We start from the raw sequence: 14,097 nt of genomic DNA, 5'->3' as shown, positions 1-14,097 counted from the left end.
AAATTCGGACACGCCCGTGTGGCTACCGCCCGGACGGCACGAACCCGTGCCGGCATGTCCCGATGTTCCCGCCGGGCAAGGAAACCCGGCTCATCGTGGATGGCGAATTGGCGCTGATCTACCGCCACCTGGACAAGTTGGAGGCCGAAGGGCTGGAGAACTACGTCATCCCCCTGGCGATCCGGCTGCAATTCGAGTTTGCCGCCCGGCGCTCCGAAATCTGCCCACTCGAATGGGCTTGGCTGGACTTCGAGAACCGCCGTGTGGTTTGGCCCGACAGCAAGACTGGCGGCATGTCCAAGCCCATGAGCGCGGAAGCCTATCGGCTGCTCTCGACGGCGCCGCGCCGGGAAGGCTGCCCGTATGTCCTGCCGTCGCCCAACGACCCGGACAAGCACCTGACCTTTGGCGAGCACTACGGCGGCTGGTGCCGGGCGCTCAAGGCCGCCGGCGTGCCGCACGTCGGCACGCATGGTATTCGCCACCGCTCGACCACCGACATTGCCAATTCGGGCGTGCCGACCAAGGTAGGGATGAGACTGACAGGACACAAGACCGTAGCGATGTTCATGCACTACGTCCACACAGAAGACAAGCCAGTACGCGAGGCGGCCGAACTGGTGGCCAGCCGGCGTCAGGCCATCACCGGCGCAGGGCAGCGCCAGTCGCTGGAGGCCGCAGCATGAACAGCGAAATGCTTCTGTATATGGACGACAAGCCAATCCGCCAGACATTGTCTGGCGAATCCTCTCCAACGCCGAGAAAGCCGAAAGTTGAACTGGCAAACCATGCCCGTTTCGGGTATAGTTTTCGGGAGTGCCAAATATGACCGTCTTCAACCGCAGGGACTTTGCACGGTGGCAGGCCAGCGAAAGGCTACCTGACGCCGCTTTGTGCAAAGCAGTCCAGGAGATGGAGGCCGGTCTGGTTGATGCTGACCTGGGCGGCTTTCTCTACAAGAAGCGGGTAGCGCGCCCTGGTGGCGGCAAAAGCGGCGGCTATCGGACGCTGCTGTCGGCACGGATCGGCAGCAGCTATGTGTTCCTGCATGGGTTCCCCAAGAGCAACAAGGCGAATATCACTCAGGACGAAAGGAAGGCGTTGCAGTTCGCTGGCAAGGTGTTTCTGGAACTGTCGGCAGAGAACTTGGCGAAAGCGCTGGAGTCCGGCGTTCTACTGGAGGTGTGTTGTGACGAGCAAGCTCATTGAATCCCTGCGCGGCGACTTGGCTGCGCTGCATGACGCTGGCGCAATCGGCAAGGTAACGATGCGCGAGTTCGATGCCATCTGCCCGCCGCCAGTGCGGGAGTTCAGTGCTGCCGACATCAAACACCTGCGCGAAGAACTGAAGTTCAGCCAGCCGGTGTTCGCGCTGCATCTGCACACGACTGCTTCGACGGTGCGCAAATGGGAGCAAGGCGATACCCACCCGGCCGGCCCGGCGCTCAAACTGCTGAACATCATCGCCGACAAGGGCTTGCAAGCCATCATCTAGTGCCCCGCACTGGTGACTGCCACGCATGGATGAAGCCGTAGTCGTTTTCTCCCGCAAGGGCCTGTTTCAGACCCGGATTGTGGCGCGCGATGTTCGCAGCCGGGAACATGCGCGCAAGTTATGGCCGTTGGTGTCTCCCGATGCTTTGCGGCAAATGGTGACGTGGGTCAGCCCTATCTTTGAAGATGGAAAGCTGCGTCGGCGCTCCCATTTCCGGCAATTGCCCGTTGATCGCATCTACGACCTCAGGGCGCACTTTGATGACGAAGAAACCAACCGGCAGCGGGCCGTACAGGAAAGCCAAGAGCATCGGCGCGCAAAAGAGTTGATCGCGGCAGAGCTTGGTCGGCGTCTGGATGCCAGGCTTGCCATGCCGTGGTGGTTCAAGGATGCGGATGCATCAGACTACCCGCTGGAAGGTAACCTATTGCTCGGCGCTGATCGTGTAGCGACCGAGCATCCATTGGATACACCCTTCGGCAGCCGATTCCGGCTCGATGTTGCGGTGCTTGGGCCGCCTGTCCAAGCGGAGCCAATGGTTTTGGGTGGCGTGGAAATCGAGCTTGGCCATGCCTTCGACGGACGTAAGGCACTGATCGGTAAGTCGCTGGGGTTCCCGCTCATCTCCATCGACATCACGGAAATGTCGATCGACGAGTTGACGCCAGAATGGGCGCAGCAGGCATTGACCGCCACCACGCGCAGCCACGAACAAGGGCGCCGGCAAACGTACATCTATCTCCATGACCTGCTGTACCCCCTCTACGCCCAGTTGCCAGCATTCCTCGATGACGAGCAACGTCACCAGTTCCTAGTGTTCGCAGATGATGCAACCTTGCAAAAGCTGGCGCACTGGATGAACTTGCTGGCGGAAAGGCTGGAATACCCGAAGGGAGCTGTTGCGGTCGCGTTGGTCAACGGAAAAAGTGAACAATCACGCAAGATGCTGGAGCGCGCAGGGGAAGTTGCCGGGCCTGATTGGGGCTCCTCGTCGATTCGTGTGGATCCCAACACCCCCAATTGGCCCCTGGGGCAACACTGAGTAGATCAGAAGAAAGAAGCAAACCGACATGACCGCAGGAGCAGGGATCGAGGCGTTGTTCACCACGGCACTGGGCCTGCAGCCGCCCTGGGAGGTGGTGCAGGTGCAGCTTGAGACGGCCCGCCGGCGCATCGACTTTGAAGTGCGCTGCAGCGCCAAGCGCCTGGCTTGCCCGCACTGCGGCCTGGCCGAGCAAGGCATCCACGACCGGCTGCGCCGCTGCTGGCGCCACCTGGACTTCTTTCAATACGAAGCCTGGCTGCCAGGCCATGGACGAGGTGCGCACCAGCGAGTGGCGCAGCCACCCCAAGGCGGTCACGGAGGTCTTTGGTGACAAGGACAGCGAAACCCGCAAGGGCTTGATGTGGGGCATGCGCAAGAACCCGCAGGGCTGGACGGCCAGGCAAGCCGCCGCCATGCACTGGCTGCAGCGCTCGCATCTTCAGTCTGCCCGTGCCTGGCGCATGAAGATGAGTTTGCGTGAGGTGTACGCCAGGGCGCGTGAACACAACGACTCGGGCAGCGCGCAGCTTGAGCTCAGGCGCTGGCTCAGCTGGGCCAGGCGAAGCCGCCTGAAGCCCTTTGTGCGTCTGGCCAAGACCATCACCGAACACTTCGATGGCGTCGTGCGGGGGATGCTGGACAACCGCTCCAACGCCTATGTGGAGGCCATGAACGGGCTGCTGCAGCAGGTCAAGCGGGCGGCCCGGAGCTTTCGCACAGCCAAGAACTTCATCGCGATTGCGCATCTGCGCATGGGCCGGCTCAAGGATTTGCCGCAAAGCCCATTCAAGATGGCTGAGCCTGGCAATGACACGGGCTACCGCCATGTGTAGTGCCTGTCAGATTCCACACGAATCGACGAGGAGCCGAGGCCGGGCTGGGGTGAGTTGTGTATAACGAGATGGGTCTGGCGACATCGCTGCGATGGTTCGGATTGCCCACGGTGTTCGGATGGGCCTGACGGTCACAGACGATATGGAGGGCTGAGGCTCGCCAGTGAATTACCTTCTGAAAAGGCGAGTACCAATTTGGTACTCGCCTTTTCAATATGCGGCGACTTTGGGTACATCCTCCCACCGCGTCGTATACCGTGGGGACACCCGGCCGCGCTTCATCGTCCACAGTGGCTTTGTGCCCAACGCCCCCAGCTGAACTGCCCCGCAGCCAAAACGGGCGTTGACCTCATCGAGCACCCCATCAACTTGTGCGAGCGTTCCCAGCCGACCTCGTCAGCTTCGTCATTCCATAGGCCGACCTGGCGTTAACTTGCGGGCAGCAGGTCGCTCAACATGACCACTGCCTTCCTGCGCTAAAAGTCTGCCCGTCTAGCCCATTCGCAGCATCAAAAAATTGCATAGACAGCACGCGCATGCGGAAGCTAGTTGATTAACAATAGTTCGGCCCCACGCTTCGCGCGTGTCAATGCAACGTATAACAATTTGCGCTGGGTTTCCGTTTCTTCTGCCACACCCAAATAGCTCTTGGGGGCAACCACCACCACGCAATCGAATTCAAGTCCCTTGGCTCGGTGCATGGTGGCCAGATGAACCACATCGCGGGCATCGGCATGGTTGCTTTGCGCCGTGATGGCGATGCACCGCAAGCCTGCGGCCTGTATCAGACCTGCGATTGCATCCCGGCTTTTTTCGCTGGATGCAATGACGCAGAACGACAGCGGCACGCCATCACCCTGCGCGGTGCTCCATTGACGGACAAATTCATTAGCGTGTTTTGCTGCGTCCTCAATGCCCTCCACACTCAAAACAGTGGGGGCTGGTCCGTGTGACAACGACTTGTAGCGCTTGGTCTCATCGTGGCCATCGTCGAGGTCATCGATTTCGCAGCCTTCCAGCAATGCAACAGCCTGCCGGCGAATTTCATCCGTAGTGCGGTAGTTGAGGTACAGCTTTTTGGCGCGGCCCCGGATGTCGATACCACAGCGGCTCATTGCGGCCTTGTTGCGGCTGTAGATGCGCTGGTGACCGTCCCCGACAAAAAAGAGGTCGTTCGGGCCGACTGGCACCAAGGCGCGGAGTAAACGCAGCGCTTGCGGCCCCAAATCCTGGGTTTCGTCTGCGACGATGGCACTGTAGACAGGTTTGGAGCTTTGAGCCTCAGCGTTCAGCATATCGGCAACCTCGCGGTAAGCATCATCTACTTCTTTGAGCTTGCGCGATGCCAGCTGCCCACGGTATTCCTCAAACACCGGCCATACCGCATCACGTTTGGCGCGAGTCAGAATCACCCCGCGACCCGTGCGCCGGGCCGTCCGGTACTGGTCCAGCGTGGTGATGCCTTGCGCAAGAACCACTTGCTCCAGTTCGCTCTCGTAGAAGTTGTCAGGCAAGTCCAGGGACGAATCCTTCACGGCCAATGCCGCTTGCCATGCTTGGTGGGCGGCATCCTGCTTGCGGTCGTACACGATGCGGTGTTCCAGCTTGCGGCTGCGCATGAATGCATTGACCCAGGCGTCCAGGTTGCGGACCTCCAGCTTGGCGAATGTCTCGCTACTGCAGAGTGTGCGCAGGTTCTGCTCGATATCTGCCGCGAGATTCTTGGTGAAGGTGGTGACGAACACCTTCTGGTTTGCCTTGGTCCGGTTCTCTGCCAGCCACTTGGCGCGGTGCATGGCCAGCACAGTCTTGCCCGTGCCAGCGCCGCCCAGCACCCGTACGGGGCCGCTGCGGTCTCCAACAGTGAGTTTTTTCTGGGTGGGATGCAGGAACACACGCCATTGCGCGAGAGGCGCATTCAGGATGGCGGTCATGGACTCGTCGTCGCTCACCACGACAAACCGCGATTGCGACTCGGGCGTGGCCAGCGCTGCTGCGAAGTCCTGGGTATCGATGACCTTGTCCACCCGCGTCTCACGGGCATTGAGCACTTGACTGACCGTGTCGCCTGCCGCAACAAGGAATAGACCTTCGTATGCCTCCATCGGAAGCTGCGCCTGTTTGGCGTCCAGCTCGTCTTCACTAGCGATGCTGCGAACGAAGCCGAGTAACTCTTGTGGCACGCCGAGGCTCATCAAATCTCGGTCTTCCATTTCTCCAAAGAGCGTCGGAGCCACCGTTGCCACGGAGTCCTCCACCACGCCTTCGGCCACCGCAGCCTTGGCGCTTGGAGCTTCATCCGGCACCTGCTGCGTGACGCTTTCAAAAGTCAGCATCTGCATCGCCCCGGTGACGGGGTTAATGGTCAGCTTGCGATTTTCGGCCCAGCGGTAGGCGTCGTCGTGGTGGTCCACGTACAGCAGCACATACACATCACCGGCCGACGGTTTGAAGACAATACCGCGCCAGTCGCCGTCGAGCCGGACTGACTTGAGATTCGGGTCCCGCGCGCCGTTGATGTTCTCGTAATTGATGCCGGGGCTCTTGGGGTCGGCCTGAAACTGGATGGCCCACTTCATCACCTTGGTGTGAACCTTGGCGGGCAACTTGGCCAGCTGAAGCAGAAAATCGTTGCTCAACGCAACCTTGGGTTTGAAGCTCAAAGTTCTACTCCTGGTTTTCGATGGTCAGACCCAAGGCCGTTGCAGCAGCCTTGTCCCAAGGCTGCGCATTGCAATGTGTCAGGTCCTCATCCAGACACAGCACTGTCCACCCTTGCGCGGTCCACTCCTGCACCATATCTGCCTGGTCCGGTCGAAGAATCGCTACATGGGCAGCTGCCCAAACCATCTCGGCGTCCGCCGCAACGCGGCCTTTGTCATCTGCCAGTTCGGGGCCGATTTCGGGCACAGCCGCGCCGGCCTGCGCCAACCGAACCATACCCGGCTTGAGAGGCTCCAAAAGCTGCTCAAGGACCTCCAACCACGCGCCGTTCAAAGACGTTTGCTCAGACGACTGCGCGGCCGCAGGTGCAGGCACGGGGGGCAGGCCGTCGTAATCGTGCTGGTCCAGTCCGCTGGCGGTGACAAGCCACATTCCTGGCAGCGACTGCGCCGTGTTGAACAGTTGCAGCCACTGGCGCCAAGCCAGGTGAAGGGCAGTGTCATCTTCTGCCTTTGCCTCGTCCAGCACCAGAACGCCAGGCGCCATCCAGTTCTCATCCTGTGGAAGACCCTTGGCGGCAACCAACGGCCACCAGCCAACTTGCTGACATACTCCCGACACCTTGGACAGGCTGTGCGCAAAACCTTTGCCCGGTTCCTTGACATGCGCAGGCAGTCGATGAATCCATTGCCCGAGCTGATGCTCACATGTGGATTTCTCCTGTTCGTTATGCGGCACCATCAAAAAGCCCAACCACAAGGCGTTGCGCTGCAACTGCTCGACTGCAGGGTCGCCGGAGGGTCCATCCGCCGGGGTGGCAAGCCAATGCAACAAGCTGGCGACCGCATGCTGCGTGAAGGCCTTCTCTTGCGCGCGTGGAACCGTTGCGGGAGCCTTGGCCCCATGATGGCGGGACATGCCCATCAACGGCGACTCCAGGTCGGTATCCACTTTCCCTGCAAGCGCATCCATCACATCGTTGTGCGTAACAGACCAGCACCAGAACCTGCCGCTGGCCACCAACGCGCTACGCTTCAACGCATCCTCGCGCAAACAGTCTTTGTGATAAGCCCAGCCGTCGCAAAAAACGGCAACGGGGCGGCGTTTGGAGCCCGTTGCCCAAGGCCAAATCACAAAATCCGGTTTGCTTGCGGCGAGTACCCCTTGCTCAGCGCCCACATCGCACTGCGGCTCCACTCGATACCGCTGCCCACCCACTTCCAACACAAAGCCGGACTTCCCGTTCACTACGTCCTGCACCAGCTTGACCATGGGGATGGAGCCGACACCACCGAGGCGCTTCAGTGACTCGATAAACCGAGCCTCCAGGACTGAGTCGAAGTTCGGGTTGATAAAAATCTCGGAAATCGTCTTGACCCGCTCCAGCTGGTCCAGCGCCCCCACCAGTTCACCCAGCACCGCCTTGGCTTGGTCTCGGGACACCTGCTCCATGCTGCGCCCCAGTCGGTACTGGTAAAGACAGCGGTAGCAGCCATCTTTTTCCGGGTCGTCATTGCAAGAGCAACTGGTGACCGCCTGCAACGCCATCTTGAGCACATCAGACAAGGTGCCCGCATCATGGGCCAGCAACTGGTGCAGATAGCCTGTGCCTCCAGGTACGGAGTCGTACAGCATGACGTAATGGCGGCGCGGCCCACCGTCTTTTCCTGGCTCGTCTTGCAACACCATGCGCAAGTGGTCCACCTTGCCACCAAAGCGGCGCTTGAGGCCCAACTGCACGGCCGCCATGAAGGACTGGACCACGCTCTCGTCCATGCCGTTCTTGGTGTACGGCACCAGAATCCGCAACGCCTCCGACTCGAACTCTCGGTACAGGTACAGGCACTCCAGCAAGTTGGTAGGACTGTCATCCCCGTATTTGGGGCAATCGAAGCTATGGCTTTGCCCGCTCGGGTCGCTGCTGCGCCGTGGGGGCTTTTGCACCTTGCCGCAGTGCTTACACAGCTTGAACCCCGGGCGCGAGGATTCCTTGTCCGCCACCTTGAACGCCTCGCCAGGCTTGGCGAGCTCGCCAAAGTTCACGTCCCGGAACGTCACCCGGGAGATGAATTCAAAACCAAACGGCAGAGCACCCGAGCCAATCTGCCATCCCTCGCGGATGTGAGAGGGCGAGAAATCCGCCATCAGCTGGCGCACGTAATACTTGGGCTCGCGGTCATCGGCACTGTCGTCGATGCGCACATCCGTGTCGTTGCTGTTGGCAATGGCTTGCTTGAAGCGCAGCAGCGTACGGCGTTGTGCCGCATCCGACCACATCGCATCGCCGCACGAAGGGCACGCTACATGGGTGTCTGCCTCTACCGTCAGGTTTTGCATGTGATGACAGGACGGGCAGAAACGCCAGTCTTCCGTCTTGGCCAAATTCATGTTGATTTGGTCCACCTCCACACGCCGCTGGTTGGCATAAAAGCGGTTCTCAGGCGCGAACTCCGAAAGGGCAGATTGGGCCGGGCGTTCGTACTTTTGCGTGGTCAGCGTGACATAGGCGCCTTGGCCTGGCTCGTCCGAGGCCCGCTTGCGCCACAAAACCGACTTGAGCTCCACGCCGGCCTCCGGGAAGGCATAGTTGGGAATCAGCCCCGCATCGGTCAGCGTGTTCAGCAGGTCGCGCGTGTTGATTTCTTTAATCAGCTCCAGCAATTTGTCCCGCTCGCGCAGCAGGTTGTCGATTTCAGCGCGCGTGGCATCGTCCTGAGGCCTTTGCTGTGCTTTCGTGCGCACCTTATCGAGCTCGTCCTTGCGCTTTTTGTAGGTACGCCGCTCTTCCTGCAGCTCCTCCAGGGCCTTCAGCAAACGAGTGCGCATCCCGTCCGATTCACCTTGCCCCTGCATGAAGTCCCACAGCCTCGCAGTGACCACATCGTCAATATCACTCGCCAGCAACTGTACAAAGCCCTGAAACAACCGCTCCTCGTGCGCCAGCACATAGTTGCTGAATACGTACGGGAAGCGCTCCTGCTTACCCTGGTCCATCGCATCAAGTGCCTGCGAGGTCTTGTCAGGCAACGCTGAAATGTTGTTCAGGCTGGCCACCCAGTCGTCCATGCAAAACGCAAACAATTGCCGACGCAACACCTCAGCAGCCTGTAAGAACACCCCAGGCGGCGCCACCTCACCCGACAGCATCTCCTGGGTTTCGGCGAAGAAGTACAGGTCATGGGGCTGTTGCCATCTGCCAGCGTGGTAGCCAGGGCATTGCCGTCACGACGCCCAGCCCGACCTACCCGTTGCAAAAAGCTGGCTTGGTTGGGAGGTACCGAGCACAACAACACCGACGACAAATCGCCAATATCCACCCCCATCTCCAGCGTGGGCGTCGCGGAGAGCAGATTCTCAAACCATGGTTTGGGCTGCTTGGACTTGAAACGGCTCTCAAGGGCCTCTCGCACAGGTCGCTCCAGCAACCCAGTGTGCTCGGCGGCAATGACACGCCGCAAGTCGCCTTTGCTAAACCGTCGAGCCCACCAATCATCCGGCTGAGAAATGAGGGCTTCGTACCGAGACTCTGGCGCATCAATACAGGCCATTCCCAGCAGTTGCTCTGCATCTTGCCGGGGCACTGCCAGCCTGCGCTTGCTGCCGGCAGTGGCCACGAACGCCACCTCGGTATCTAGCTCCAACGCCTCGGGTTTGATGGCCCAGGTCTCGCCTTGGTGGTGGACCGTCAGCTCCAGAATACCGGCCTCCTTGAACGCCAGCAAAGCCTCACGGTACATATCGGCGGCCATGCCTTTGGCCAGCAAGGCTTGCTGCCCCAGAACGGCAGCGGCCCATCGGTCGTACCAGGTGGGGCGCTTACTTCCGGTCAATTTGTCAAAGCCAGGCTGCGTGCCCATGGTCAGCAGCACCGGTCGCGGTGTGTGCTCTCCCATCTTGGGCATCCATTCCGCGCTGCTCCCGGTTTTGACCAGGGCATAGACTCTGCCGTCTCCAGCGTAGGCGCCGAGCTCAGGGTGCATCACCCCACCGCGTCTACGCATGTGCGCCAGGGTGCCCCACAACCATTGGGTCACCGTCTTCAATTCGAGCCCATGGGTGCCAAACTGTTCGCGATAACGCGGCAGCAAGTCGGCAGCCACCGCCTCCACCACGTTCCAAGGCACCGATAGCGTCGCTTTGCCTGTGCGCTCCAAGGTTCGCCCGCGGTGGCTTTGGTAGGTCATCTCACTGTAGGCCTGCCAGAGCAGTCGCTTCTTGACCTTCAGCGGCAGCCGGCTCTCAGCGGGCAGATGCTGCTTTTCCTGCAGCTCCACCGACCAATCGCGCTGCCACATCATGTTCGGCGCCACGAACTCCGATACCAGCGACTCGCGCGACATGTGCAACACCGAGCCGGGTTGCTCGAACTGCTGCTCCATCTTTTCGAGGAACGCGGTCCAGTTCAAGCGCGTGGGCGCCACCTCGTCCATCACATGGGCCAGTGCCGTGCGCACGTTGTTCAGGTAAGTACGCGCGCCAAAGAAGCCCGCACGGTGGGCAGCATCTTGCACCGAATCTGAAAACGCAATCAGCTTCTTGTCGTCGTTGAACACGCTGGCCCAACTGCTCTCCACCACCTGCGAGCCCAGCGTGGCGCTGCGCGCACCCAGCAGCAAGAGCTCGTCTTGCTCGCCGCAAGCTGGGCAGGTGTTGTCGTGCCGCGTGTACTGCGCCTGGCCTATCACTTGCGTCTTCTGGGCCGTCACACGAAACACCGACAACAACTCTTGATGACCGCAAGCCAGGCACTCTTCCTGGCTTTGCTGCATGGTTCCGCAGGCTACGCAAACGCGCTCGGTCACGCCATCGACATGCGAGCGCGAAATGCTCTCTGATGCATACAGCCGCGCCGCCTCGGGGCGTCGCGAGAACCAGGTGTTGTAGACCTCATCAAGCTGGGTCGAGAGTTTGCTGGTGCCCTGCACCAATCGGGATAGCCAACCCGTGGTGCGGCACTGGCTGCACTGCACCATGGGCAGGTAGACACCATCGCGCGCCACCGGCAGGTCACGCTCACTGCGCAATTTCACTTCTTGTGGGTTCACGCTGAGCTTGCCCACCATGCGGCGTAATTCACGTACCCATAGCTGTAGCCGCAGTGTTACCAGGGGCTGCGAGCCATCGCGCAGCGCCCAGGCCACCAGCACCAGCAAGGCATCCAGCACCTGAGTGACCTGCGCTGTGCTGGCCGCGGGCATGTTGCGCGCAAAGGCTTCTGTCAGTTCGGGGTAGCTCACCACGCCACCCTTAGCCAACTTCAGCAAGTTCACAAAGAGTTGATGGCGCTTGAGCAACTGACCAAGCCCGCGGCGCCACGCAGGTGCATTCACATCCTCTGGCGCTGGCTCGTCCGGGAAAAACAGTGAAAACCAAGCCTGCACCGCAGTCTGCGGCGTGGGGTACTGCGATGGCTCCAGCAGCGGCGCCTGTTCTGCTCGGAACAAGAACATATAGTCCACCGTGGCGTCTTCCAGAAACCGCCCCACCGATTGGCGGCTCTCGGTCACCACAGCCTCTTCGCTAAACGGCACACCAAAAATCTGCCGCGCATATTCACGCAGAGGCGATGTGTCTGCGGCGTTGCCCAAGGTGGCTGATGTACCGGCACAGATGAGGTGCCCGGTGGGAGTTTTGAGTCGTGCGCGTAAGCGGCGCAGCAGCAAGGCCAGGTCAGTACCCTGGGCACCATCAAAAGTGTGCAGCTCGTCCACCACCACATAGCGCAGCGTGGTGGGTACGTTGGCTGCCCACAGCTGTCGGTCCTTGGGCCGCAGCATCAGGTAGTCGAGCATCTTGTAGTTGGTCAGCAAGATGTCGGGCGGGTGCTTGCGAAGAGTGTCACGGTCAGTGATGACGGCTCCCTGGGTCATCACCATGCCTTCGCCAGGTGCCCCGGCGTTTCCGCCCACATACAGCCCCACGCGCAACCCGGCAAACGCAGCGGTGGAGGCTACCAGTTCGGCAATGCGACGCGCTTGGTCAGTGGCCAGCGCATTCATGGGGTAGATGACCAAGGCCTTTACGCCAGATTCGCCCGCCGCGCGGGCGCGAGCGCAGTGGTCCAGCACCGGGTACAGAAAACACTCTGTCTTACCGCTGCCCGTACCGGTGGCCACCAAAGTGCTGAGGCCTTGACGGTGGCTCGCCAGCCGCTCCCATGCGTGTTCTTGGTGGCTGAAACCAGGGTGCGCGGTCTCGAACGTGTCAAAGAACGTCTTACCACTTTTGCCTGCCACAAAAGGCAGCCCCACCTGCACATACGGGCCTTTGAGCCACGCTGCCTCGTCATCGACAAAGCGGCTCATCAAGCCGTGGTTGAAAGCGTCGGCGGGCTCGAAAGCGGAAACCAGAAACTGCTTCAGTGCCGCCTGGATGTCGTGAGCAAGCAATGATGGAAGCATGTGAACGGCTAAATCAGTTGGTTGATGCGTCAAACCCAGCGCAAGGAATCCGGGCGCCAAGTGGCCTTCGCCTGGCTGTGTGCGGCAGCCACCTGCGTGGGAGGCCACAGCAGGTCGTCAAGCAGCGCAATGGTGTCACCCAAACTGGCTGCGGCAATGCGGTTCTTGTTCAAGAAAGCCTGCCACTGGCGCAGCTTGGCAGGGTCTTCGCTGAACTGTTTCGTCAGTGCAAGCGGGCGCCCTGTAGGCAATGCTGTCTGGCGTCGGGCAAAGGTGGCGGTTATGGCTGTGGCCAGCGTGGCGCCGTCCAGCTCTGTTCGCCTTGCAATCACCGTAAGGTCGAAAAAGTCTTTCATGCGGCTGTTTGCCTGCCCCAGCATCACCATGGCCTGGTACTTCTCGGCAATCACGGTGTAGACCGGATACACCCGCAGCGTAGGGGCTTGGAAGTCGTCCAGCAAAGTGGGATAAGTCACAGTCTGCGGCCCTGGCGTCACGGCATCGCCAAAGCCCACGTCGATTTGCAGGGCGCAGCGCGCAGAGCCTATGCGTGCCACCAGCGTGATGCGGGTGCCGCCGTAGGTGTTGTCTTCGCGAATGGCATCGGCTTTCACGGATTCCGGGTCAAACACGATGCCATCGTCCAGGTCCATGGCAGCGACTTCGCGGAAAGTGGCTATCAGGTTTGTCTCATCATCAGGGCCGAAGCCCAGCAGGTCGGCATCCCGTGTCGGGCGGTGCGGAGTGTCGTACCACAGCGCAAAGAGCAGCGCACCCTTGAGCAAGAAACGCTCTGCATACGGTGAGCTGCTGACGCGCGCCAGCAGGCGCTCCATGCCGAAGCGGTTGAGCAGCAGGCTGTAGTCGTCATCCCGTTGTTTGGCAAGCGTCAGCAACCGGGCCAGGATGGATGCCGAAAGATTCGCGCTCATTGCGTGACCGCCTCCAGGTAAGGCTGCATGACACGTTCGACGCGATTGATCTTGGCGAAGTGGCCCAGCTCGTCCATGGTGACCTTTCGGCTGCGCCATGCATCTTTCAGCGCCTCCAGCGCCACGTCCAGGCCAATCTTGTTGCGGAACTTGAAGCAGTCCGTCACCGTTTTGGCGGCGCTGTACACGCGGATTGGGGCGCCGTGCTCGGCCACTGTCTGGATGCCGTCGCTGTACGCGGCGCCACGCAGGCGCGTGATGCGCAGCGCCGGGTAGCCCGGCGCCGGGGCCTGCGTGCCTTCAGGCAGCGCGACCCATACTTCGTGGGGCAGTTGCGTGCCGATCTCGTGGAACTGCAACGCGCTCAGCAGGCACAGCACGGCCTTGGGCACGCGCTGGCACACCTCGATCAGCGTCTGGTGCTCGGTCACTTCGGCGTCGGGCAGCCCGTACAAACCGCGCCCCAGCCGGTGCAGCTTGCCCGCCTGGTGCAGCCGAATCAAAAGCTGCGGCGACCAGCCTTGCGCACGCACATCCGCCGCCCGCAGCACGCGCCGGTGCCGGGCCAGTTCAAGGATGTAGTCGGATTGGTTCATAGGCGTCCAAGTTTAATATTTACATCACTTTTTTTCAAGTAATGTGATTTACATCCAGCAGGACTCCATTGGCCTTGCTCGATGGCCGGCGCCACGACGGCGCGGGCTATTCTTACGGCATCGCTGCGCTG

At 60.8% G+C, this 14,097-nt stretch carries 9 protein-coding genes and 2 pseudogenes; 5 read left to right on the top strand and 6 right to left on the bottom strand.

Annotated elements, in window-relative coordinates; genetic code table 11:
* Nucleotides 1–20: 20 nt before the first annotated feature.
* The 5 genes and pseudogenes from IDM45_RS02720 to IDM45_RS02700 all read left to right on the top strand — a co-directional run.
* A pseudogene (locus IDM45_RS02720) lies at nucleotides 21–686 on the top strand (site-specific integrase); the annotation flags it as partial.
* A gap of 139 nt (nucleotides 687–825) precedes the next feature.
* Nucleotides 826–1,209 (top strand): type II toxin-antitoxin system RelE/ParE family toxin, encoded by a 384-nt coding sequence (locus tag IDM45_RS02715; RefSeq protein ID WP_209421533.1) that lies wholly within the window; start codon nucleotides 826–828, stop codon nucleotides 1,207–1,209.
* Nucleotides 1,190–1,495 (top strand): helix-turn-helix domain-containing protein, encoded by a 306-nt coding sequence (locus IDM45_RS02710; RefSeq protein ID WP_012479502.1) that lies wholly within the window; start codon nucleotides 1,190–1,192, stop codon nucleotides 1,493–1,495. The genes IDM45_RS02715 and IDM45_RS02710 overlap by 20 nt, the downstream gene beginning before the upstream one ends.
* A gap of 25 nt (nucleotides 1,496–1,520) precedes the next feature.
* Nucleotides 1,521–2,537, top strand: coding sequence for a hypothetical protein (locus IDM45_RS02705; protein WP_232653547.1), 1,017 nt, complete (start codon nucleotides 1,521–1,523; stop codon nucleotides 2,535–2,537).
* A gap of 28 nt (nucleotides 2,538–2,565) precedes the next feature.
* Nucleotides 2,566–3,373, top strand: a pseudogene (locus IDM45_RS02700) (transposase).
* A 210-nt stretch (nucleotides 3,374–3,583) separates the two neighbouring features.
* Here IDM45_RS02700 and IDM45_RS18210 read toward each other — a convergent pair.
* The 6 genes from IDM45_RS18210 to IDM45_RS02675 form a co-directional block, all read right to left on the bottom strand.
* Complete coding sequence (locus tag IDM45_RS18210; protein ID WP_209421532.1) at nucleotides 3,584–3,733, bottom strand: DUF4113 domain-containing protein; 150 nt, start codon at nucleotides 3,731–3,733, stop codon at nucleotides 3,584–3,586.
* A gap of 185 nt (nucleotides 3,734–3,918) precedes the next feature.
* A complete protein-coding gene (locus IDM45_RS02690; protein WP_209421531.1) occupies nucleotides 3,919–6,036 on the bottom strand; it encodes a UvrD-helicase domain-containing protein in 2,118 nt (705 codons plus the stop codon).
* A gap of 4 nt (nucleotides 6,037–6,040) precedes the next feature.
* A complete protein-coding gene (locus IDM45_RS17445; protein ID WP_233457465.1) occupies nucleotides 6,041–9,103 on the bottom strand; it encodes a DUF1998 domain-containing protein in 3,063 nt (1,020 codons plus the stop codon).
* Complete coding sequence (locus tag IDM45_RS17440) at nucleotides 9,079–12,498, bottom strand: DEAD/DEAH box helicase (RefSeq protein WP_233457464.1); 3,420 nt, start codon at nucleotides 12,496–12,498, stop codon at nucleotides 9,079–9,081. The genes IDM45_RS17445 and IDM45_RS17440 overlap by 25 nt, the downstream gene beginning before the upstream one ends.
* Nucleotides 12,468–13,370 (bottom strand): nucleotidyl transferase AbiEii/AbiGii toxin family protein, encoded by a 903-nt coding sequence (locus IDM45_RS02680; protein ID WP_209421530.1) that lies wholly within the window; start codon nucleotides 13,368–13,370, stop codon nucleotides 12,468–12,470. The genes IDM45_RS17440 and IDM45_RS02680 overlap by 31 nt, the downstream gene beginning before the upstream one ends.
* The gene (locus IDM45_RS02675; RefSeq protein WP_106684098.1) at nucleotides 13,367–13,966 is read right to left on the bottom strand and encodes a type IV toxin-antitoxin system AbiEi family antitoxin domain-containing protein; all 600 of its coding nucleotides are present in this window, start codon (nucleotides 13,964–13,966) and stop codon (nucleotides 13,367–13,369) included. Before IDM45_RS02675 ends, IDM45_RS02680 begins: the two co-directional genes overlap by 4 nt.
* Between the last annotated feature and the right edge of the window lie 131 nt (nucleotides 13,967–14,097).

Source organism: Melaminivora jejuensis (assembly GCF_017811175.1).
GTDB lineage: Bacteria > Pseudomonadota > Gammaproteobacteria > Burkholderiales > Burkholderiaceae_C > Melaminivora > Melaminivora jejuensis.
The sequence above is the reverse complement of the archived record's forward strand: the minus strand, read 5'-3'. Positions and strand labels throughout refer to the sequence as shown.